Annotated in this window: 15 protein-coding genes; 7 read left to right on the top strand and 8 right to left on the bottom strand. The window is 58.5% G+C overall.

Features of this window, described 5'->3' with window-relative positions; translation table 11 throughout:
- The first annotated feature begins 67 nt into the window (after positions 1–67).
- The gene (locus tag AFK24_RS12070) at positions 68–571 is read left to right on the top strand and encodes a peptidylprolyl isomerase (RefSeq protein WP_065833451.1); all 504 of its coding nucleotides are present in this window, start codon (positions 68–70) and stop codon (positions 569–571) included.
- Positions 568–1,320, top strand: a complete 753-nt coding sequence (lpxH, locus tag AFK24_RS12065) for a UDP-2,3-diacylglucosamine diphosphatase (RefSeq protein ID WP_065833450.1) — start codon at positions 568–570, stop codon at positions 1,318–1,320. The genes AFK24_RS12070 and lpxH overlap by 4 nt, the downstream gene beginning before the upstream one ends.
- A gap of 100 nt (positions 1,321–1,420) precedes the next feature.
- Here the strand turns inward: lpxH and AFK24_RS12060 are convergent, their stop codons facing one another.
- From AFK24_RS12060 to AFK24_RS12040, 5 genes are all read right to left on the bottom strand, one after another.
- The gene (locus AFK24_RS12060) at positions 1,421–2,959 is read right to left on the bottom strand and encodes a DHA2 family efflux MFS transporter permease subunit (protein ID WP_065833449.1); all 1,539 of its coding nucleotides are present in this window, start codon (positions 2,957–2,959) and stop codon (positions 1,421–1,423) included.
- Between the two features lie 63 nt (positions 2,960–3,022).
- A complete protein-coding gene (locus AFK24_RS12055; RefSeq protein ID WP_065833448.1) occupies positions 3,023–4,258 on the bottom strand; it encodes an efflux RND transporter periplasmic adaptor subunit in 1,236 nt (411 codons plus the stop codon).
- Between the two features lie 5 nt (positions 4,259–4,263).
- Entirely contained in the window at positions 4,264–5,751 is a 1,488-nt protein-coding gene (locus AFK24_RS12050; RefSeq protein ID WP_065833447.1) for an efflux transporter outer membrane subunit, read from the bottom strand.
- Positions 5,748–6,236, bottom strand: a complete 489-nt coding sequence (locus AFK24_RS12045; RefSeq protein WP_065833446.1) for a MarR family winged helix-turn-helix transcriptional regulator — start codon at positions 6,234–6,236, stop codon at positions 5,748–5,750. The genes AFK24_RS12050 and AFK24_RS12045 overlap by 4 nt, the downstream gene beginning before the upstream one ends.
- Positions 6,237–6,378: 142 nt before the next feature.
- A complete protein-coding gene (locus tag AFK24_RS12040) occupies positions 6,379–6,990 on the bottom strand; it encodes a tRNA-(ms[2]io[6]A)-hydroxylase (protein ID WP_065833533.1) in 612 nt (203 codons plus the stop codon).
- A 151-nt stretch (positions 6,991–7,141) separates the two neighbouring features.
- Here AFK24_RS12040 and AFK24_RS12035 point away from each other — a divergent pair, with 151 nt between their 5' ends.
- Entirely contained in the window at positions 7,142–8,008 is an 867-nt protein-coding gene (locus AFK24_RS12035) for a universal stress protein (protein ID WP_065833445.1), read from the top strand.
- A 106-nt stretch (positions 8,009–8,114) separates the two neighbouring features.
- On the opposite strand, the gene AFK24_RS12030 is transcribed toward AFK24_RS12035, so the two are convergent.
- Complete coding sequence (locus AFK24_RS12030) at positions 8,115–8,585, bottom strand: DUF1289 domain-containing protein (RefSeq protein ID WP_020288799.1); 471 nt, start codon at positions 8,583–8,585, stop codon at positions 8,115–8,117.
- Positions 8,586–8,978: 393 nt separating this feature from the next.
- Here AFK24_RS12030 and acnB point away from each other — a divergent pair, with 393 nt between their 5' ends.
- Positions 8,979–11,588 (top strand): bifunctional aconitate hydratase 2/2-methylisocitrate dehydratase, encoded by a 2,610-nt coding sequence (acnB, locus tag AFK24_RS12025; RefSeq protein WP_065833444.1) that lies wholly within the window; start codon positions 8,979–8,981, stop codon positions 11,586–11,588.
- A 922-nt stretch (positions 11,589–12,510) separates the two neighbouring features.
- Here acnB and AFK24_RS12020 read toward each other — a convergent pair.
- On the bottom strand, positions 12,511–17,367 hold the full coding sequence (locus AFK24_RS12020) for an NAD-glutamate dehydrogenase (protein WP_065833443.1): 4,857 nt from the start codon (positions 17,365–17,367) through the stop codon (positions 12,511–12,513).
- A 346-nt stretch (positions 17,368–17,713) separates the two neighbouring features.
- Positions 17,714–18,709 carry a hypothetical protein gene (locus tag AFK24_RS12015; protein ID WP_065833442.1) on the bottom strand — a complete coding sequence of 332 codons (996 nt, stop codon included), beginning with the start codon at positions 18,707–18,709 and terminating at the stop codon, positions 17,714–17,716.
- A gap of 222 nt (positions 18,710–18,931) precedes the next feature.
- Between AFK24_RS12015 and AFK24_RS12010 the strand changes: the two genes are divergently transcribed.
- From AFK24_RS12010 to AFK24_RS12000, 3 genes are all read left to right on the top strand, one after another.
- Positions 18,932–19,291 carry a hypothetical protein gene (locus AFK24_RS12010; protein WP_065833441.1) on the top strand — a complete coding sequence of 120 codons (360 nt, stop codon included), beginning with the start codon at positions 18,932–18,934 and terminating at the stop codon, positions 19,289–19,291.
- A gap of 48 nt (positions 19,292–19,339) precedes the next feature.
- Positions 19,340–20,098 (top strand): amidohydrolase family protein, encoded by a 759-nt coding sequence (locus AFK24_RS12005; RefSeq protein WP_065833440.1) that lies wholly within the window; start codon positions 19,340–19,342, stop codon positions 20,096–20,098.
- Positions 20,099–20,327: 229 nt separating this feature from the next.
- Positions 20,328–21,287: an AAA family ATPase gene (locus AFK24_RS12000; RefSeq protein ID WP_020288806.1), complete on the top strand. Its 960-nt coding sequence runs from the start codon at positions 20,328–20,330 to the stop codon at positions 21,285–21,287.

Below are 21,287 nucleotides of genomic sequence, written 5' to 3'. Positions count from 1 at the left end.
ACCTCTGTAAACTGCGCGTCAGGGTTATATCGCGCCCCATCCATGAATCAAAAAGAGCGACTTTTCCATGTCCAAAGTAAAATTGACCACCAATCACGGCGACATCGTATTGGAACTCAACGCTGAAAAAGCGCCACTGACCGTTGCCAACTTCATCGAATATGTCAACGCCGGCCACTACGAAAACACCGTTTTCCACCGTGTCATCGGCAACTTCATGATCCAGGGCGGCGGTTTTGAGCCAGGCATGAAAGAAAAGAAAGACAAGCGCCCAAGTATCCAGAACGAAGCTGACAACGGTTTGCCAAACGAGAAGTACACCGTGGCCATGGCTCGCACCATGGAGCCGCATTCGGCTTCCGCGCAGTTCTTCATCAACGTCGGCGACAACGCGTTCCTGAACCACAGCGCCAAGACCACTCAGGGCTGGGGCTACGCAGTATTCGCCAAAGTCGTTAAAGGCACCGAAGTAGTCGACAAGATCAAAGGTGTTTCCACCACCAGCAAATCCGGCCACCAAGATGTACCGGCTGAAGACGTGATCATCGAGAAAGCCGAGATCATTGAGTGATATTGCTGATCTCCGATCTGCATCTTGAGGAGGAGCGCCCGGACATTACCCGGGCGTTTCTGGATCTGCTCGCCGGCCGCGCCCGCGCTGCCGAGTCGCTGTATATCCTCGGGGATTTTTTCGAAGCCTGGATCGGTGATGACGCCATGTCGCCGTTCCAGCGCTCGATCTGCGAAGCCCTGCGCCAATTGAGCGACAGCGGCACGCACATTTTTCTGATGCACGGCAATCGTGACTTCATGATTGGCCGCGCATTTTGCAGGGCGGCAGGCTGCACACTGCTGCGCGACCCCAGCGTCGTCCAGATGAATGGTGAGCCGGTGCTGTTGATGCACGGCGACAGCCTGTGTACCCGGGATGAAGCCTACATCCGCATGCGTCGTATCCTGCGCAACCCGCTGACCTTATGGGTGTTGCGCAATCTGCCCAAAAGTACGCGCTACAAGCTGGCGCGCAAGCTGCGCAGCGAAAGCCGGGCGCAGACCCGCATGAAAACCAACGACATCGTTGACGTCACGCCCGAGGAAGTCCCAAAGGTGATGGCCCAATACGGTGTCCGAACCCTGATCCACGGCCACACCCATCGGCCTGCGATCCACAAGCTGCAAATCGGCGCTGACGCCGCCCGCCGCATCGTGCTCGGCGACTGGGACAAACAAGGCTGGGCCTTGCAGGTCGACGAACAGGGTTTTGCCTTGAGTGCGTTTGATTTTGTGGCGCAGCCAGTGCTGGCCCGCCCACCGGTTTGATGATCCGTTGGAGCGAGGCTTGCTGTAGGACCGGCTTTAGCCGGGAGAGCAGTTGACGCCTTCGCTGATTCGCGGGCAAGCCTCGCGCCAACAAGCATTATCAATGCCCGCCCCCCGCCGCAGGTCCGGCCTTGGCGGCAAACGGCGGCTTGGCCAGCCACACCAGCAAGATCAGCCCCATGAACACCCAACCCAGCAAGTAGAAATAATCCACCGTGGACATCATGTACGCCTGACTGTTGAGCGTCTGCTCCAGCTGCGCGTAAGCCTGTGGACTGGCGCCGCCCAGGCTGTTCAGTGCGTCACGCGTCGCGGGATCATAAGTGCTGAGGTTCTCGCTCAGATACGCATGATGCTGATCCGCCCGACGAATCCAGATCCAGGTGGTCAATGACGCGGCAAAGCTGCCGCCCAGCGTGCGCAGGAACGTCGCCAGCCCGGAACCGTCGGCGATCTGACTGGGCGGCAGGTCGGACAACAAAATACTCAAGGTTGGCATGAAGAACAGCGCTACACCTGCGCCCATGAACAGCTGCACCAGGGCGATGTGCTCGAAATCCACCTGATTGGTAAACCCGGCGCGCATGAAGCAGCTGGTGCCGATTGCCAGGAAAGCCAGGCCAGCCAGCAAGCGCAGGTCGAACTTGTGCGCGTACTTGCCGACAAACGGCGACATCAGCACCGGCAGGATACCGATGGGGGCCACCGCCAGCCCCGCGTAGGTCGCGGTATAGCCCATCTGGGTCTGCAACCATTGAGGCAACAGCAGATTGATGCCGAAGAACCCCGCGTAACCGCCGACCAGCACCATGGTGCCGATGCGGAAGTTGCGGAACGCGAACAGACGCAGATTGACGATAGGATGCTTGTCGGTCATTTCCCAAATGATGAACACCGACAAGGCAATCGCCGAAATCACGGTGCCGATCACAATGAAATTCGATTCGAACCAGTCCAGGTCGTTGCCCTTGTCGAGCACGATCTGCAACGCCCCCACGCCAATGATCAAGGTCAGCAGGCCCACGTAATCCATAGGCTGATAACTGGTCACCACCGGACGCTTGGCCATCTGCATGCGCACCACCAGCACCGCGAACAGACCAATCGGGATATTAATGAAGAAAATCCACGGCCAGCTGTAACTGTCGGTGATCCAGCCGCCGAGTATCGGCCCGGCAATGGGCGCGACCACCGTGACCATCGCCAGCAATGCCAGGGCCATCCCCCGCTTGGCCGGAGGATAGACTGCAATCAGCAAGGTCTGCGTCATCGGGTACAACGGCCCGGCGACCACGCCTTGCAACACGCGAAAGCCCACCAGCTCGGGCATCGACTGGGAAATCCCGCACAGGAACGAGGCAACCACGAACAGAATCGTCGCCCACAAAAACAGTTTCACTTCGCCAAACCGGCGGCTCAGCCAGCCGGTCAGCGGCAAGGCAATGGCGTTGCTGACGGCGAACGAGGTGATGACCCAGGTGCCCTGCTCCGAACTGACCCCGAGGTTACCCGAGATGGTCGGCAAGGCGACGTTGGCGATGGTGGTGTCCAGCACCTGCATGAACGTCGCCAGAGACAGGCCGATGGTGCATAACAGGAGGCTGGGCGGCGTAAATGAAGCGGGGGCGTTGGCGCTCATCGCGAATCCCTGAAAACTCTGGCGGCACCCCGACCTCGCAGGCCGGGGCTACGGATTGGCGGTTCAGCGCTGGGCAGTCTTGCCGGTCGCGGCGCTGTTTTCGTGAACCAGGCGCGCGATCAAGGCATCGGCCTCAGCCAATTGCTGTTCATACACCTTGGTGGTGAACGAGGCTTTTTTCGGCGGTTGCTGGGCCAGCACCGGGCCGCTTTGGTCGTGCAGATTGACATCGACAACCGTGGACAGGCCGATGCGCAACGGATGCTCGGCCAGTTCGTCGGCATTGATGTGAATCCGCACAGGCACGCGCTGGACGATCTTGATCCAGTTACCGGTGGCGTTCTGCGCAGGCAACAACGCGAATGCGCTACCGGTGCCGGCGCCCAGGCTGTCGATGGTGCCGCTGTACTTCACGTCGCTGCCATACAGATCAGACTCGATTTCCACCGGCTGGCCGATGCGCATCTTGCCCAGTTGGGTTTCCTTGAAGTTGGCGTCGATCCACAACTGATCCAGCGGGATCACCGCCATCATGGCCGTGCCCGGCTGCACGCGCTGCCCCAACTGCACGGTGCGTTTCGCCACATAACCAGTCACCGGAGCGATCAGGGTGCTGCGGGCATCAGCCAGATAAGCCTGACGCAATTGCGCGGCGGCGGCTTTGACGTCGGGATGCGACGAGACTTCGGTGTCATCCACCAAGGCCACGCTGCTGGCCAGTTGTTGTTGCAGATTGTTCAAGGCACTTTGCGCGCTGGTCAGATCGTCCTGCGCGTGAGAAAGCTCTTCCTGGGAAATCGCCCCGCCAGCGGCGAGATTCTTCCGGCGGCTGTAATTATCCTGCGCCCTCTTCACTTCCGCGCGCTGCGCCGCCAACTGAGCTTTCATGCCGTCGACATTGCTGTACAAGCCGCGCACCTGACGCACGGTCTTGGCCAGATTGGCCTCGGCGCTTTGCAGGCCGACTTCCGCGTCACTCGGGTCGAAGCGCAGCAACACCTGACCTTCGCGGACCAGATCGCCATCGTCAGCACCAATGCTGATCACGGTGCCGTTGATCAGCGGGGTGATTTCCACCACGTTGCCGTTCACATAAGCGTCGTCGGTGCTCTCGCTCCAGCGCCCATAAAGCTCGTGCCAGGCCAAAATGCCCAGCCCACCCAGAATCACGATCAATAACAAACCCAGCAGGAGGAATTTACGCTTGCCCGGATTGCTGTCTTTTTTGCCTTGCTGAGCCTTGGCGTTATCAGCCTGGTCTTTGGGTGCGGATGTATTTTCGCTAGCGGCAGTGGCCATGACAATTACCTTGAGTTAGTCAGCGAAGCAGTTGGCGAAGTGGCCGGATCGGTAGATTCCGAAGGACCTTGCCCCTCGAAACCACCGCCCAGGGCCTGCATCAACTGGATCGACAAATCGATTCGTTCGGCGTTGAGATCAGCCAGTTGGCGTTGCGATTGCAGCAATTGCTGTTCGATGGTCAGCACATCCAGGTAATTGCCGATACCCGAGCCGTAACGCTGGGTTACGGTGTCGAACGACTGCTGGATGACATCGGTGGCGTGCTGCCGCGCCTGGATCTGGCCATCCATGGCGCGCAGCTGACCAATGTTGTCGCTGACGTCGCCCAAGGCCCGAATCAGGCTTTTGTTGTATTGCGCCACGGCCAGGTCGTAATCGGCATCCCGCGCATCGAGGTCGGCGCGCAGTCGGCCGCCGTCGAACAGCGGCAGGGAAATGGTCGGGGCAATATTAAAGAAGCGACTGGCCGAGCCGAACAGCGCATCACCCAGCAACGACTCGGTGCCCGCCGCAGCGCTGAGGTTGAGGTTCGGGTAGAAATTGGTCTTGCCGGCCACGATGTTCTTGCTCGCCGCTTCGACTCGCCAACGCGCGGCAACGATGTCCGGGCGACGGCCCAACAGTTCAGCGGGCAACGACGACGGCAACGCCACCACAGCAGGCTTGAGCACCTTGGGCCGAAAGAGATCCTCGCCACGGTCCGGGCCTTTGCCGAGCAACACCGCCAGGGCGATTTTCGCGCTGCGCAGACGCTTGTCGGCGTCGATCAGCTGTTCCTGGGAGTTCGCCTCCAGGCTTTCGGTCTGCTGGTATTGATACTGGCTGTCGATCCCGGATTGCAGGCGCCGGCTGCCCAGATCGAGCAGCTGCCGGGTGCGTTTGAGGTCTTCGCTGGCCAGATCGCGAACCACGTAAGCCTGACCCAGATCGCTGTAGGCGCGCGCCACATCGGCGGCCAACGTCAGCTGCGCAGCCTGCTGATCGACTTCGGCTGCTCGGGCCTGACCCAGCGCCGCTTCCCAAGCGGCACGCTGGCCGCCCCAAAGGTCGAAGTTGTAATTGAAATTGATCGCCATGCTGCGCAACGTGCTGTAGCGCCCTCCCACACCGCTCGGGTCCTGATCCTTGGCCAGGCGCGAACGGCTGATGCTGGCGTCGGCATCAACGGTCGGCATGCGCGCGGCATCGGCGGCATAAGCAGTGGCCATCGCCTGATGAGTGCGCGCGCTGGCGACCTGCATGTCCGGGCTGTCGCGCAGGGCTTCGCTGATCAAGCCGTCAAGTTGCGGATCGCCGAGGTTTTTCCACCAATCGCGCTTGGGCCATGCAGCGGGTGAGAGGGTGATGTCTTGCAGATTGCGTTCGCTGTGCAGGGTCTTGGCGTCGAGGCTTTTACCCTCGGTCACCAGACCGCTGTAATTGGCGCAGCCGGCAAGGCTCAGGGCAAGCAACAACAGGCTATGGCGCGCCTGCAAAATCGTGCGACTCATGTTGCACCTGTGTCTTTAAAACTCAGACGAGTAATGGTGGTGTGATCATCAGCGCTCACCAGGATCTTGGTCAGAATGCGCTCCAGGCTGGCGACCTCCTCGGCCTCCAGTACACCGAGCAGGTCATTCAGGGCGTCGGCGCCGATCTGCGGCAAACGATCGGAAAGCGCCTGACCTTCAGCGGTCAACGCCAGATGCACCTGGCGCCGATCAGTCGCCGAACGGCTGCGAACCAGCAATGATTTCTGCTCCAGGCGGTCGAGCATGCGGGTCATTGAGCCGCTGTCCAGCGACAGGCAGCGAGACAATTCCGCCGGGGTATCAAAGCCGCCACGGGCGACGATGATCAACACCTTGAACTGCGAAGACGTCACGCCGTAGGGCGTCAGATGCTTGTCGAGCAAACGATCCTTAACCGAATTGGTTCGGCCGATCAGCATGCCCATGATTGAGGAATGCAGATCAGCAGGACTGAAATGTTTCATGAATCCACCAAAGTAGCTGCCTAGGCAGAGAGTTACATGATATTACTGCTTAGGCAGCAATTGGCCAAGCCTTTATTAGCAGGCTTACTATTTGGGCGAAAAAAAAAGGCGTCCGAAGACGCCTTCTATATAGAGAAAAGAATCAAGCCAGCGCAGGCACGCCGCTATGGAAGCGAAACTCTTCATCAGGGCTTTCGATCAACTCGCGTTCGGCGAGCAGAATTTCCTGGATCTTGGCCTCCACATCCATCTTGTCGCCGTAGGTATGCGCCAACTTCAGATAATCCTGAAAATGCCGTGCCTCGGATTTCAGCAGGCTGGAATAGAACTTGGCAAGATCCTCATCCAGATGCGGGACCAACGCTGCAAAGCGCTCGCAGGAACGCGCTTCGACAATCGCGCCGACAATCAGCGCATCCGTCAGGCGGTACGGATTGTGATTGCGTACCAGCTTGCGCAACGAACCGGCGTAACGGGCGGAGCTGATATTGACCAGCGGGATCGCGCGTTTGCGGATGATGGCGATGACTTGCTCGAAGTGGCGCAGTTCTTCGCGGGCCAGCCGGGACATTTTGCTCAGCAGGTCGAATTTGTCGTTGTACTGGAACATGAACTGAAATGCCGCCCCGGCAGCCTTCTTTTCATTGTTCGCATGATCGATCAACAGGATGTCCAGATTGCGCAAAGCGGCCTGGACCCAGCTGTCGGGGGTGCGGCAAAGCAGGAAGGCTTCTATTTCAGGGATCGGATACATGAGTTCACGGATGGCTGGATGGGCAAAGCCCGGCATTATACGAGGCCGGTCGAACTCCCGCGATATAAATGAAATTGACTTGAATCAACGCCCGATTCCGGGCAGCGCAACTATAGTTACCGGGTGCTTATGCAGCCGGGAGATCCAATTCATGCAAGCCATTCGCAGCATTCTAGTGGTCATCGAACCCGATCATCCTGACAGCCTGGCGCTCAAACGAGCGCGGCTGATCGCGGGCGTCACCCAGGCGCATCTGCATTTACTGATCTGCGACAGGAAAAACCATCCGCATAGTGCCCGGCTGGTCGAACTCAAACGGCGCCTGCATGACGAAGGCTTCACCGCAACCGCAGAACAGGCGTGGAATGAGAGCCTGCACAAAACCATCATTGAGGTGCAGCAGGCTGAAGGCTGCGGGCTGGTGATCAAACAGCACTTTCCCGACAATCCATTGAAGAAAGCGCTGCTCACGCCTGAGGACTGGAAGCTGCTGCGTCAGTGCCCGAGCCCGGTATTGATGGTCAAGACCGACAGGTCATGGGTGAACGGCGTGATCCTGGCGGCGGTTGACGTGGGTAACGCTGACGGCGAGCATCGCGCCCTGCACTTCGACATCATTGATCGCGGCTATGACATCGCGGCCCTGGCCAAGGCCCAGCTGCACGTGATCGCCGCACATCCGTCGCCGATGCTGTCGGCGGCCGACCCGGTATTCCAGCTCAAGGAAACCATCGAAGCGCGCTATCGCGAACAATGTCAGGCGTTCCAGACCGAGTTCGACATCGACGACAGTCATCTGCACATCGCCGAAGGGCCGGCCGACGTCCTGATCCCGTTCACCGCCCGTCAGTTGGGTGCAAGCGTGACCATCATCGGCACCGTCGCCCGCAGCGGGATTTCCGGGGCACTGATCGGCAACACCGCCGAAGTGGTACTGGATTCACTGGAAAGCGACGTGTTGGTGCTCAAGACCGAGGAAATCGTCAGCCATCTGGAAGAGGTCTGGGTGAAGGGTTGAAGCGTGGGTCAACCTGTTGGAGGCTTGCCCGCGAAGACTGCGTATCAGGCGCTATAGATGTCGCATCAAAAAACCGATTCGCGGGCAAGCCTCGCTCCAACGAGCATCACCCACCAAACGCATCCTTCAGAAACCCCGGCGCGATGTATCGCTCGTAGTGGGCTTCGGAAAGCAGAAAAAACTCCCGATCGATTGCGTCGCGCAGATCCGGCAGCGGCCAGTCGCGGAATTCCGGCAATAGCGCCAGGCCATAGGCTTCTATATTGGAGATCACCCGCGCGCCGCGTGCGATCAGCTGGTACGCCCAGCAATACTCGGACTGGTTGGGCACGAAGCGAATCTTGCGCTGCACCAGCTGCAAGCGCAGTTTTTCGGCGTCGAACACTTCGAGCTTGGCGGTCATGACCTGTACCAGCAACTGCTCCAGACGCAGCCACACCGCACGTTTTTCAGCCTCGTTATAGCCGTTCCAGTTGATCACTTCATGATGAAAACGCTTGCAGCCACGACAGACCAGATCCCCGTAAACGGTGGAGCAGAGGCCTACGCAGGGCGTTTTGATGATTTGATTGGGCATGGCGGACAGGACGGCGACAGGCGAAACAAGCCCGCATGTTAGCCCTTTGTCTAACAGGGGTCACCCCCGAAGGTGTAGGGCTTAACTTACCTTTAGCAAAGTTTTCCCGTAGAATCAGCGAGCCTTTTAAGGCGCCAATGTCCGTTGGAAGCTGTTTTCAAAGCGTCACGAGCACAGTCAAGTTAACCCCGCAGTCGGTGTTGACGCAGGTTTCGCGCCTTCGTCAACACTCATCAGCCGTCCTGCAGGCGTAAAACTTTGAAAACAGCTTCTGTAAGGAATTGCCGATTTACCCTGACCAAGGAACTCAAAAAGTTTCGTCGTGCAGGTATCGGGTAATTCCTGGATGAGCGTCCCGGACACCCATTTGGGACCACTGATGAGGGTAATACTGTGCTTGAAGCCTACCGTAAACACATCGAAGAGCGTGCCGCCCAGGGTATCGTGCCCCAGCCGCTTAACGCCGAACAAACTGCAGGCCTGATCGAGCTGCTGAAGAATCCCCCAGCTGGCGAAGAAGCTTTCCTTGTCGACCTGATCACCAATCGCGTTCCACCTGGCGTTGACGAAGCTGCCTACGTCAAGGCCGGTTTCCTGTCTGCCCTGGCCAAGGGTGAAGCCACTTCGCCGTTGATCGACAAAAAACGCGCTGTCGAATTGCTCGGCACCATGCAGGGCGGCTACAACATCGTCACGCTGGTCGACCTGCTGGACGACGCTACCCTCGCACCGGTTGCCGCCAAAGAACTCAAGCACACGCTGCTGATGTTCGATGCGTTCCATGACGTCGCTGAAAAAGCCAAGAACGGTAACGTTCAAGCCAAGGAAGTCCTGCAATCCTGGGCTGATGGCGAGTGGTTCCAGAAGCGTCCGACCCTGGCCGACAAGATCAGCCTGCGCGTCTTCAAGGTGACCGGCGAAACCAACACCGACGACCTGTCCCCGGCACCAGATGCATGGTCTCGTCCTGACATCCCGCTGCACGCCCTCGCCATGCTGAAAATGGCCCGCGACGGTATCGTGCCGGATGTTCAAGGCTCCATCGGTCCGATGAAGCAGATCGAAGAAATGCGCGGCCAGGGCTTCCCGATTGCCTATGTTGGCGACGTGGTCGGTACCGGTTCTTCGCGTAAATCCGCGACCAACTCGGTGCTGTGGTTCTTCGGCGACGACGTTCCTTACGTGCCGAACAAGCGTGCTGGCGGTTTCTGCTTCGGCAGCAAGATCGCTCCGATCTTCTACAACACCATGGAAGATGCTGGCGCACTGCCAATCGAATTCGACGTTACCAACATGAACATGGGCGACGTGATCGACCTGTACCCGCATGCTGGCAAAGTCTGCAAACACGGCACCGATGAAGTCCTGACCACCTTCGAAATGAAGACGCCGGTCCTGTTGGACGAAGTTCGTGCCGGCGGTCGTATCCCGCTGATCATCGGCCGTGGCCTGACCGAAAAAGCCCGTACCGAACTGGGTCTGCCACCATCGACACTGTTCAAGCTGCCTGAGCCTCCGGCTGAAAGCGACAAGGGTTACACCCTGGCGCAGAAAATGGTCGGCAAGGCATGCGGTCTGCCGGAAGGCAAAGGCGTTCGTCCAGGCACGTACTGCGAACCGAAGATGACCACCGTCGGTTCCCAGGACACCACTGGTCCGATGACCCGCGACGAACTGAAAGACCTGGCGTGCCTGGGTTTCTCTACCGATCTGGTCATGCAGTCGTTTTGCCACACCGCTGCCTATCCAAAACCGATCGACGTCACCACGCACCACACGCTGCCTGACTTCATCATGACCCGCGGCGGCGTTTCCCTGCGTCCGGGCGACGGCATCATCCACAGCTGGCTGAACCGCATGCTGCTGCCGGACACCGTCGGTACCGGTGGTGACTCCCACACCCGTTTCCCGATGGGCATTTCGTTCCCGGCCGGTTCCGGTCTGGTTGCGTTTGCCGCTGCCACTGGTGTCATGCCGCTGGACATGCCGGAATCGATCCTGGTGCGCTTCAAAGGCAAGATGCAACCTGGCATCACCTTGCGCGACCTGGTTCACGCCATTCCTTACTTCGCGATTCAGGCTGGCCTGTTGACCGTCGAGAAGAAAGGCAAGAAGAACGCCTTCTCCGGCCGCATCCTGGAAATCGAAGGCCTGGACGATCTGAGCATCGAGCAGGCATTTGAACTGTCCGATGCCTCGGCCGAACGCTCCGCTGCCGGTTGCACCATCAAGCTGTCGAAAGAATCCATCAGCGAATACCTGAAATCCAACATCACCCTGCTGCGCTGGATGATCGGCGAAGGCTACGGCGATGCACGGACTCTGGAACGTCGCGCACAAGCGATGGAAGCCTGGGTTGCCAATCCGGAACTGATGGTTGCCGATGCCGACGCGGAATACGCCGAAATCATCGAAATCGACCTGGCTGACGTGAAAGAGCCTGTGCTCTGCGCGCCGAACGACCCGGACGACGCCCGTCTGCTGTCCAGCGTTGCTGGCGAGAAGATTGACGAAGTGTTCATCGGTTCCTGCATGACCAACATTGGCCACTTCCGCGCTGCGGGCAAGTTGCTGGATCAGGTCAAAGGGCAACTGCCGACCCGTCTGTGGCTGTCGCCGCCGACCAAGATGGACGCTCACCAGCTGACCGAAGAAGGCTATTACGGCATCTACGGCAAGGCTGGCGCGCGCATGGAAATGCCGGGCTGCTCGTTGTGCATGGGTAACCAGGCACGGGTAGAGCCGAATTCGACCGTAGTGTCGACGTCGACCCGTAACTTCCCGAACCGTCTGGGCGACGGCGCGAATGTCTTCCTGGCCTCGGCCGAGCTGGCGTCCGTTGCTTCAATCCTGGGTCGCCTGCCGACCGTCGAAGAGTACATGGGCTACGCGAACCAGATCGACACCATGGCAGCGGACGTATACCGCTACCTGAGCTTCGATCAGATCGCCGAGTTCCGCGAAGCCGCAGCGAATGCCAAGATTCCGGTCATTCAAGCGTAAGAGCGAAACCCAGCGTTAAAAAAACCCCGTCCTGGTGACGGGGTTTTTATTGGGCCTGATTGAGTACATATCCAGCATTTTTGTGCTCTGAAACTATGGTTCCGCTCTTACGGCAGGTCACTTGACGGTTTTTTATGAGGGCATATCCGTTGCTCCGGTAACGGCCACTTAGGGTTGCGCTTTTACAGCGCCTCACTTTTGAACAGCCCAAAAGTAAGCAAAAGGCTCTTGCCCCACCACTTGGTGCCTCGCTTTGGCTCGGCATGCCCGTAATCCGACATTGATTTGGAGGGTCGCCGCAAAGGGCCATCCCTGGCCCAGTGCGGCTAAACCGGCGTCCTGCCGGTTTACCCTCCAAATCAACATCGAATTCCGGCCAGCGTGGTTTTACGGGGCGCTTAAGATCAAGATCAAGATCAAGATCAAAAACAAAGCCAGAGCCAAAGCCAAAGCCAAAGCCAAAGCCAAAGCGCCGCACAGTGTCAGATACACAACGTCATCGCTGTCGGTTACAGCCGGAAAAACCAACGCATACCGCGCGGTAAGTTCGCAAAAAACAGGCCGGCTTTCAGGCCGCCTCGCTTTTGATCTTGGGCGCCCCGTTAAACCACGCTGGCGGAACGCAGGCCTTGAGCCGTGGGCAACCCGGCAGGACGCCGGGTTAGCCGCACTGGGCCAGGGATGGCCTATTGCGGCGGCCCACGGAGCAAGGTCTGCGTTCCGGCACACCGAGCCAAGGCGAGGTGCCGAGTGGTGGGGCAAAAGCGCTTTGGTTACTTTCGCGCTTTTCGAAAGTGACCCGCCGTAAGGGCGGAACCCTAAGTAGCCATTACCGCAGCAACGGATATACCCCCTATTCGCAACAATAAAAAAACCCCGCATCTCTCGATGCAGGGTTTTTCGTTACTACCTGATCAAACCATCAAGCCGCGACGGTTTGTCCGCTCATGGCCAGGTCCAGCAGCTCACGGTTGGCGACTGCATACATGGCGTAATCCGTGCCGCTTGCCGCACGAATATCCACCAGCATCGCGCGCCAGCGGTCGACCATAGACACGTGCTGCTCCAGCCACACAGTCAGACGCTCTTCCACATCTTCTGGGCCGTCCGGCATTTGCAGGACCGAAACCGTGATCGCCCGCTGTTGCCAGTCGATGTCGTCACGGAAAGCTTCACGGGCCAGCGCCTGCCAGTTGTTTTCCACCGGCAGGTTGCTGATCTGTTGCAGGTACCAGGTCACGTCCAGCGCACTGCCCACAGCGAAGTAAACCTTGGCCACATCGGCAGCGTTCTGGCCGGTGACGTCGGAGGCTTCGATGATCGGCAACAAGGTATACAAGTGGCTAGTACCGGCCACCATCCGCGCCAGCAGCTCCGGCACACCAGCTTCGACGTAAGCCTGATAACGGATCTGCCAGACTTCCCGAGTCGGGCCTTCCAGCAGTTCGTCGAGTTTCAGACCCAGCGCCGCGATATGCGGACCGAAGTGCGCCACGTCACGACCGGCATCCAGTTCATTGCGACGGCTGCGCAGGAACCAGCGAGTGGCACGGCGACCCAGACGCATCAGCTCGTCCATCAAAGCCAGCTGGATTTCAGCAGGAACCTTGTAGTCCAGCGCTTCGATCTGACGGAACCAGTGCGGCAGGTGGAAGATGTCCCGCACGATCACGTAAGCGCCCGCCACGTTGGCCGCACTCATGCCAGTGGACTCTTTGAGTCGCTGCACGAAGGTGATGCCCATGTGGTTGACCAGGTCGTTGGCGATCTGGGTGCTGACGATCTCGCGCTTCAGGCGATGCTGACGCATGGAATCCGAGAACTTCGCCGCCAGAGACGGCGGGAACGCGGTTTCCATATCGCAAGCCAGGTAATCGTCGTCCGGAACACGGGATTCCAGCAACGCTTCCTTGAGATCGATCTTGCTGTAGGAAATCAATACCGACAGCTCCGGACGGGTCAGACCCTTGCCATCCGCAACGCGTTCGGCGATCTGATCCTCGGCAGGCAGGAACTCGATGGCGCGATCCAGCTTGCCACGGGCTTCCAGATCGCTCATCAGGCGCTTGTATTCTGCGATGCGCTCGTAGGCGCGACGTGTCGCCAGCGACAATGCCTGAGTCTGTTTGTAGTTGTTGCCCAACACCAGATGGCCGACTTCATCGGTCATGCTTTCCAGCAGCTGATTGCGCTGCTTCTCGGTCATGTCACCGGCCTGCACCACTTCGTTGAGCAGGATCTTGATGTTCACTTCGTGGTCAGAGCAGTCAACGCCACCGGCGTTATCAATGAAGTCGGTGTTGGAACCGCCGCCATTGAGGCCGAACTCGACACGACCCAGCTGCGTCATGCCCAGGTTACCGCCCTCGCCCACGACCTTGCAGCGCAACTCGTTGCCGTTGACCCGCAATGCGTCGTTGGCCTTGTCGCCCACGTCGGTGTGGGTTTCGAAGCTGGATTTGACGTAAGTACCGATGCCGCCGTTCCACAGCAGATCAACCGGCGCCTTGAGCAAGGCGTTGAGCAGCTCGGTTGGCGTCAGCTTGTCGGCCTTGATGTCGAAGCGCTCTTTCATCTCGGGACTGATGGCGATGCTTTTCAGGCTACGCGGAAAGATACCGCCGCCAGCGGACATGATGCTGGTGTCGTAATCGGTCCAGGCCGAACGCGGCAGGTCAAACAGACGCTGACGCTCAGCGAAGCTGCTGGCCGGTTCCGGGTTTGGATCGATGAAGATATGCAAATGGTTGAACGCGGCCACCAGTTGCAATTTATCCGACATCAGCAAACCGTTGCCGAACACGTCACCGGCCATGTCGCCGATGCCGATCACGCTGATATTGTCTTGCTGGACGTTGATGCCGCGCTCGCGGAAGTGGCGCTGCACGCCGACCCACGCGCCCTTGGCAGTGATGCCCATTTTCTTGTGGTCATAACCGGCCGAGCCGCCGGAAGCGAATGCATCGCCCAACCAGAAGCCGTAATCGATGGCGATGCCGTTGGCGATGTCGGAGAACGTCGCCGTGCCTTTGTCGGCCGCCACCACGAGGTACGGGTCATCATCGTCATGACGCACGACGTTGACCGGTGGCACCAGGGTGCCTTCCTTGAGGTTGTCGGTGATATCGAGCAAACCGGAGATGAAGATGCGATAGCAGGCGATACCTTCGGCCTGGATTTCGTCGCGACCGCCGCCCAGTGGCAGACGGCGCGGCAGGAAACCGCCCTTGGCGCCAACCGGCACGATCACCGAGTTTTTTACTTGCTGGGCTTTTACCAGGCCCAGCACTTCGGTGCGGTAGTCTTCTTCACGGTCGGACCAGCGCAGGCCGCCACGCGCAACGTTACCGAAGCGCAGATGCACGCCTTCAACACGCGGCGAATAGACGAAAATCTCGAACTTGGGCACCGGTTTCGGCAGTTCGGGAATCTGCCGTGGGTTGAACTTGAAGCTGAAGTAGCTCTTGTTCTGGCCATTCGCGTCGGTCTGGTAGAAGTTGGTGCGCTGGGTCGCCTTGATCAGGTCCAGGTAACGACGCAGGATGCGGTCTTCGTTGAGCACCTGAACGTCGTCCAGAGCAGACAGAATCGCTTGTTCCAGACGTTGCTGCTTGTCGTCCAGATCGTCGGCGGCCAGCTTGCGCGCCAGATAGAAGCGGGTCTTGAACAGCCGCGTCAGTTCACGGGCGATATCCGTGTGGTTGTTCAGGGTCGCCGCGATATAACCCAGGTCGAAGCCCAGGCGAATCTGTTTCAGATAACGGGCATAAGCGCGCAGCAACGCCACGTCACGCCATGGCAAACCAGCGGTGAGCACCAGGCGGTTGAACGCATCGTTCTCGGCTTCGCCACGCACGATGTGGACGAAAGCGTCCTGCAAGGTGTCGTTGAGCTGCTGGATATCCAGGTTCAGACCTTCACCATAGGTAAAGGCGAAATCATGAATCCAGAACTCGCGGCCATTGCTGTGATGCAGGCGATACGGGAACTCACCCAATACACGCAAGCCCAGGTTTTCCAGGATCGGCAGCACGTCGGACAGCGCCAGCGGCGTATCGGCGTGATACAGCTTGCAGTGCAGCTGCTGTTTACCACCGGTCAGCGGCTGATAGAAGCTCATCACCAGCGGATTGGTTTCGTTCAGGCTCAACAGGTGCTGCATGTCGACCACAGCCGAATGCGCCGCGAAACGCTCGCGATAACCCGCCGGAAAACCTTTCGGGAAGTCCGCCAGAACATTGGTGCCGTGGGCTTCGCCGAAGCTTTCCACGACCAGGCTGGCGTAATCGTCTTTCCACGAACGGCAGGCCTGAATCACTTCGTTTTCCAGCTGCACCGGATCGATGTTCAGATTGACCTTCGGGTCTACCCGCAGGATCAATTGCACACGCGCCAGCACGGATTCGGAGAAGAAGGTCCAGAATTCGCAGTCGCTTGCCTTCAGGCGATCCATCAGCACTTGCTGGATTTTCTGGCGGACTTCGGTGGAGTACACGTCACGCGGTACGTAAGCCAGGCAATAGCAGAAGCGGCCGTACGGGTCCTTGCGCAGGAACACACGAATCTTGTTGCGCTCCTGGATCTGCACGATGGACATCACGGTGGTGAACAATTCATCCACCGGTGTCTGGAACAGATCGTCACGCGGCAGTACTTCGACCACCTGAGCCAGTTCCTTGCCCAGATGCGCCTTGGCATCGAAGCCGGAACGGCGTTCAACTTCTGCGACCTTGCGGCGGATGTACGGGATTTCCCGAACGCTCTCGCCATACACCGATGAGGTGTAGAGGCCCATGAAGCGGCATTCCTTGATGACCTTGCCGGACGCATCAATCTGCCGGATCGACACATAATCCGGGTAAGCAGGACGATGCACACGGCTCGGATGGGCAGCCTTGGCGAACGACAGCAGCGTCGGCTCATGCAGGTAGTTCACTGCATAGCCTTCGATGTGCAGATCGTCTTCGGTCAGGCCGGCGCGCAGGCGCTTGGTCAGGCCCAGGAACGAAGATTCGTCATAGATCAACTGGCCACCATCGGCCTCGCCACGTACCTGGAATTCTTCGTAGCCCAGGAACGTGAAGTGGTTGTTCACCAGCCACTGCAGAAACGCCTTGATCTCGGACTTTTCACCTTCATCAACGCCGTACTGCACATCATCGATGCCTGCCAGCAGCTCGTGGAGCTTGGCTTTCATCGGTTCGAAATCTTCTACCGCAACCCGCACTTCACCCAGCACTTGTTCCAGCTCACGGGCCAGCACATTCAGCTCGCTGGTGTTGGCGCAGCGATCGATCTCCAGATACATCAGCGATTCTTGCAGCACGTTTTCGCCGGTCGTGCCCTTGGGCAGCAACTCCAGCAATTCACCTTTGCTGCCACGACGCACACTCAACACCGTGGTCTGCAGGGTGTGAATGCTGTAGCCGCGACGGTTCAGCTCGGTACGCACCGAGTCCACCAGAAATGGCAGATCGTGATGCAGCACTTCGACGGCGGTATGTGTCGATTGCCAGCCATGCCGTTCGTAATCGGGGTTATAGACCCGCACCAGCGGCTGGGCATGCTCGAAGCGCTCGAGCAGACGCCACGCTGACAGGGTGCAACCGACGAGGTCGGACAACCGACGCTGGGTCAGTTCATCCAGGGAAATGATGCCGAAGAATTGCTCGGCAAACAGCGCCACTTGTGGCAGTGCCTGTTCGCTGATGTGCTGCGCCAGTGCCGCTTGCAGTTGATGCTGGAAGTCGGGCTTGCTGGCTGCGGTGAAGAACGCCATCTGTGGTACTCCGCTTTGGCTTTTATAAGGAGGAAGCTGGATGGTTAGGTCGCGGACCATGCTCTGCCGTGGGTAACGGGCAGAACAGCAAAGCATGGCTGAGTGTAAAGCTAAAGAACTAACGCTTACGGTGCGCGACTCGTCACATCGAAATGCCGAAAATCGCTGTCAGAAAAGTCCACCCGTTGCGCAGGACCTTTCCACCGCCGTTCATATGACCTCCAGCTTAACGACAGCGGGCGGGCGACTGCTTGCGAGGCTGCGACATATTCAGTCATCGGCTCGTAGCGCTGTGGGCGATGATGACTCAGGAAGAGGACGGGAATTGCCGCCAGTCAGGCAGAAGTTACGGCCTCGAGATCCAGGCTTCCTGCCAGTGACTGCCAATTCCCGGTTCGAACTGAGTGTTGCTGCTGCTCCATTGAATGCAATAGCCGCTGTACGGGAACGGCTTACACTCGTAAACGCGCTGATTTTTTGGCTGAAGCACTTTCGTCCCCGCCTTGTAACCCGCCACGCCTTCCGGAAAGGCATGATCATGACTACCAGCGTCCTTGAGCTGGAGACTCTGGACTTTCATATAGCTTTTCGAGGGCTCGCCCCTGATAGTCACAGTCGCAATCATGGTCAGCGGCCCAACCCAACTGTCCGCCGCGCGCACGTCAAAAAATGGCGCATACGTCCCACTCACTATGTCCTGCTTCAACGCTACACGCTCGTCAGTCCCGGTATCGAAGATACTCACAGCCACGTTTCGAGTTTCTGTACCGCCACCGCCGCCAACCTGGAAGGTGAAGTTATCGCCTTTCTTCACGATGGACGGTGCGTCAAAAATTATAGATCCGCCATCATCCGCCGGTTGTGTGGTTACCCCGCCGCCCACAGGGTGGACCTCACTGATTGCGCGGGAATACCTGTCTGGAGCGACCGCGTAGAAATAGCGCGTTACCACGCCCCAGCCATAATTTTCCAGACCGCCATGGTGCACATTGGGATTGCCGGGGACCACGCCGATATTTGCTGTTTGTATCTGGTCCAGCAGGCGCAATGCCCAGCGATTACTGCCTTTATCGTCCTCGCTCACCGTTGAAGAGAAGGTATGCAGTTCTTCGTTCGCGGGTGAGAAAAAACGGACTTTGACGACGTCACCGGGTTGCCGTGGAGCATACATATCGAGCCCGCCCAGGAACTTCCAGGTCTTCCAGACTGAAAGTGGTATTACATCGTCGCTGGTCTCAATCGTGGGCGAGGCGCCAGCAAACTGTCCCGCCATAACGGCAATGACCATGCTCAACATCATCGCGGCTCTGCTGACCTTTCTTCCCTGAATGCAATGTTTCATTGAAGACCTCCCTGGTCTTGTCAGTTGCTGGATAACTCGATGCGGCCCGCCATTCCACGTTCAGGTCGCATACTTTATCCAAGGTAGACGCCTTATGAATTTACGATTCAGTGAAGATTTTCCAAAGATTGCAGCCGTGTGGGATGCCCGCCGCAATTACCCAGCAAAAATCAGGCAACACTGGCAAAATCGCTGGATTCACGCTCAGCTCAGGAACCCATCATGCAAATCACCACCGCCAGCCTCATCGTCAACCCGTGCGACGACGAATATGACGATATGGCGCTGCTCTGCTGCCACAGTGAAGACGGCGAGCTGTTTTCCCTGACCCGTTTCCCGGATGAAAACGAGGTGGAAATCACTATTCGTGACGACAAGACGCACACCGTTTCCAGCCTGAAGGTGACCTTCAGTGCCGAACGCCTGCTGGTGGAAATCGATCCGGCAGACGGCAACGAGCTGGATGGTCACAAGGTATTTGAAATCCACCACTCCACTTCAGCCGATGAGCTGCGGGATGTGGAAGAGACGTTGCAGATAATTCTGGAAAATGTCGGTACATATGTCAGCGAGATCGCTTAAGTCGATGTGAGTAAATAGGGCGCTCTCAGTACACGGACCGGAGCCGTCATGACCCAGCCGATTTTCGACGCCCATTGCCACATCATTGACCCGCGTTTTCCCCTCAAGGCCAATGACGGCTATGTGCCCAAGCCGTTTTGCGTTGCTAATTATCAGGCGTTGGCCGCTCCGTTAGGGGTGGTTGGCGGCGCAGTAGTGTCGGGCTCGTTTCAGGGCTTTGATCAGGGGTATCTGCTTGAAGCGCTGCGCCGACTGGGCGCAGGCTTTGTTGGCGTGACCCAGGTACCCGCCAACATCACCAACGCCGAACTGGAAACCCTCAACGGATTTGGCGTGCGCGCAGTGCGCTTCAACCTCAGGCGCGGCGGCTCGGAGCAACTGGATCAGCTGGAGTTCCTGGCCAGACGAGTGTTTGAACGAGTGGGTTGGCATACCGAGTTGTACGTGGACTCCAGCGAATTGCCAGAGATCGAAAGCCGTCTGCTGCAACTGCCGAAAGTCAGCATCGATCATCTGGGCCTGAGCGCAGAAGGCCTGCCCAGCGTGGTCCGACTCGCCGAAGGTGGCGTACATATCAAGGCCAGCGGTTTCGGTCGGGTGGACTTTCCGGTTGCCGTTGTCCTGAAGGCGATCTTCGCCGCCAATCCCCACGCACTGATGTTCGGCACCGATCTTCCCTCGACCCGCGCACCTCGGCCATTTCGAACCAGCGATATCGACATGATCAAGGACGCCATTGGCGAGCGCGATGCGCAGATGGTGCTTTGGGAGAACGCGTCGATGTTTTATCGGGCGCGATTTGTGTAAAGCGCGGCCAATAACCGGAGCCACGTCAACAGATTCCCGCTTGGCGCCTCAATTCCTACAAACCTTCAACATATGAAGTAGGACAATTCGGAGCTGTTTGTAATCTTCTGCCCGGAATGCCAGAAAAAACCCGTAGCCGTTAGTCGGAACACCCCTCTATGGATTAAAGTAACGCCCCCAGCTTCGGTGTCACCTGACGCCGCTGATTACCTGCCAGGAACAGTCATCGATGGAACATCGTGAAGCGCTGATTGCGCTGCGAACATTTCTTTCTACGCAGATTCTCGGCCAGGAAAAACTGATCGAACGCTTGTTGATCGCCCTGCTCGCCGACGGCCACATGCTGGTCGAAGGTGCGCCCGGCCTGGCCAAGACCAAAGCGATCAAGGAACTGGCTGAAGGCATCGAAGCGCAATTCCATCGCATCCAGTTCACCCCTGACCTGCTGCCTGCCGACATCACCGGCACCGAGATCTATCGTCCGGAAACGGGAAGCTTCGTCTTCCAACAGGGGCCGATCTTCCACAATCTGGTGCTTGCCGACGAAATCAACCGTGCCCCGGCCAAAGTGCAGTCGGCCTTGCTCGAAGCCATGGCCGAGCGGCAAGTCAGCGTCGGGCGCAGCACTTACGAGCTGTCCCCGCTGTTCCTGGTGATGGCGACTCAGAACCCGATTGAACAGGAAGGCACTTACCCGCTGCCGGAAGCACAGCTCGACCGGTTCCTGATGCACGTCAAGATCGGGTTCCCGGACGCCGCTGTGGAGCGCAAGATTCTGCAACAGGCCCGTGGCGAAGCGCTCAATGGCGAGACCAAACCCGAGCGCCGGGTCAGCCAGCAAGCGATTTTTGCAGCCCGCAAGGAAATTCTTAACCTCTACATGGCCGATGCCGTAGAGGAATATCTGGTGCAACTGGTCATGGCCACGCGCACGCCAGGCAAGTTCGATCCGGAAATGGCCGAGTGGATTTCCTACGGCGCCAGCCCGCGCGGCTCCATTGCCCTGGATCGCTGCTCACGGGCCCACGCGTGGCTGGCCGGGCGCGACTTCGTCAGCCCCGAAGATATTCAGGCTGTGCTGTTCGACGTCCTGCGTCATCGGATCATCCTGTCGTTCGAAGCGGAAGCGGCCGGCATCGATCAGGACCGGGTCATCCAGCGCATTCTTGATGTCGTGGCAGTCGCGTGA

The sequence above is a fragment of the Pseudomonas syringae genome, assembly GCF_001698815.1.
Lineage (GTDB): Bacteria > Pseudomonadota > Gammaproteobacteria > Pseudomonadales > Pseudomonadaceae > Aquipseudomonas > Aquipseudomonas syringae_A.
Note: the sequence above shows the minus strand (reverse complement) of the source record. Positions and strands in the feature narration are given on the sequence as shown.

Bases quoted from the DNA above. Each gene is read 5' to 3' on its own strand.
- AFK24_RS12070 (WP_065833451.1), top strand. From the start codon at position 68: ATGTCCAAAGTAAAATTGACCACCAATCACGGCGACATCGTATTGGAA.
- AFK24_RS12060 (WP_065833449.1), bottom strand. From the start codon at position 2,959: ATGAGCGCCAACGCCCCCGCTTCATTTACGCCGCCCAGCCTCCTGTTA.
- AFK24_RS12055 (WP_065833448.1), bottom strand. From the start codon at position 4,258: ATGGCCACTGCCGCTAGCGAAAATACATCCGCACCCAAAGACCAGGCT.
- AFK24_RS12050 (WP_065833447.1), bottom strand. From the start codon at position 5,751: ATGAGTCGCACGATTTTGCAGGCGCGCCATAGCCTGTTGTTGCTTGCC.
- AFK24_RS12045 (WP_065833446.1), bottom strand. From the start codon at position 6,236: ATGAAACATTTCAGTCCTGCTGATCTGCATTCCTCAATCATGGGCATG.
- AFK24_RS12040 (WP_065833533.1), bottom strand. From the start codon at position 6,990: ATGTATCCGATCCCTGAAATAGAAGCCTTCCTGCTTTGCCGCACCCCC.
- AFK24_RS12035 (WP_065833445.1), top strand. From the start codon at position 7,142: ATGCAAGCCATTCGCAGCATTCTAGTGGTCATCGAACCCGATCATCCT.
- AFK24_RS12030 (WP_020288799.1), bottom strand. From the start codon at position 8,585: ATGCCCAATCAAATCATCAAAACGCCCTGCGTAGGCCTCTGCTCCACC.
- AFK24_RS12020 (WP_065833443.1), bottom strand. From the start codon at position 17,367: ATGGCGTTCTTCACCGCAGCCAGCAAGCCCGACTTCCAGCATCAACTG.
- AFK24_RS12015 (WP_065833442.1), bottom strand. From the start codon at position 18,709: ATGAAACATTGCATTCAGGGAAGAAAGGTCAGCAGAGCCGCGATGATG.
- AFK24_RS12010 (WP_065833441.1), top strand. From the start codon at position 18,932: ATGCAAATCACCACCGCCAGCCTCATCGTCAACCCGTGCGACGACGAA.
- AFK24_RS12005 (WP_065833440.1), top strand. From the start codon at position 19,340: ATGACCCAGCCGATTTTCGACGCCCATTGCCACATCATTGACCCGCGT.
- AFK24_RS12000 (WP_020288806.1), top strand. From the start codon at position 20,328: ATGGAACATCGTGAAGCGCTGATTGCGCTGCGAACATTTCTTTCTACG.